The sequence below is a fragment of the Aquimarina addita genome (assembly GCF_039539305.1).
GTDB lineage: Bacteria > Bacteroidota > Bacteroidia > Flavobacteriales > Flavobacteriaceae > Aquimarina > Aquimarina addita.
Map to the genome: position 1 here is coordinate 1 of NZ_BAABCW010000067.1, position 1,033 is coordinate 1,033.

Here is a 1,033-nt window from a genome sequence, read left to right on the forward strand (position 1 = left end):
GTCAATATTTCAATACTCAGCCCTATAAGTAACTCCGCATCCTATATGTGGTATCCGCTTGCGGATCCACCAGCATCTCTATGATTATGATTGGCTAACAGGGCAACTTGCTATAAAATGTGATAACTCATCGAATTTCACCCAAATTGTTTAGTTGTCCCATTCTGAGCCAAAAGTATTTTCGAGTTTTCAGGCTTATTATTTTCTTCTTTTTTAACTTATTACTCCTATTTGATATGGTGTTTCTGTTCGTATGACTGCATGAATTCTACTCAACAGTTTTCTAGCAACCTTTACTAAAATGCGTTTGACATCCTTACCTTGATGTGAACGATAATACGCTTGCATCACAGGATCGAATCGTAAAGCTTGCCAAGTAGCCTCTACCATATAGCTTCTCATAATTCGATTGGCTCTGGGTGTAAGCCCAGAAGTTGTTAAATTATCACCACTTTGATGTACTGAAGGAATCAAACCTACATAACTGGCTAATTGTTTAAAGTTCTTAAAACGTCTCAAATCTCCAAGTTCACAAATAATTCCACAAGCCACAATAGAACCTATTCCAGGTACAGAGCGTAGTAGATAATAATCTTTCTTATAATGCTTGCGACAATAGGCACGTAATTTAGTACTTACATCTCTTTTTTGTTTATCCCTAAATTCATAATCCTCTAAGCGAGTTTGTAAACAATAATCCATCGTTTTATAATCAAATGATAATTCTTTTAGCCAGCCTCTGAATTTATGAGACCAGTGTGGTTTATCCAGTTCTTTAGGGATCTCAATACCTAGATAAAGTAATTGCATTTTGACCTGAGTTTTGATCTTGCGTTGTTCTTTAGCTAAATCATTACGTCGACGAAATAGACAACGCAATTGTTCTCGTTCCACATCAGGAACATAAATTCCCTTAAGACGACCATCTTTTAGTTCTTTGCAAAGCAGTCTGGCGTCGATTTTATCTGTCTTTTGAAATTGTGCTTTGGCGGGACGATGTACATCTGCTGGATTAACAACTAATGAATGCCAT

Annotated in this window: 1 protein-coding gene; it reads right to left on the reverse strand. The window is 36.6% G+C overall.

Annotated elements, in window-relative coordinates; translation table 11 throughout:
* Window positions 1-213 precede the first annotated feature (213 nt).
* Window positions 214-1,033, reverse strand: an 820-nt coding sequence (locus ABD816_RS22155; RefSeq protein ID WP_344931097.1) for an IS110 family RNA-guided transposase, incomplete at its 5' end; no start/stop codon positions are given.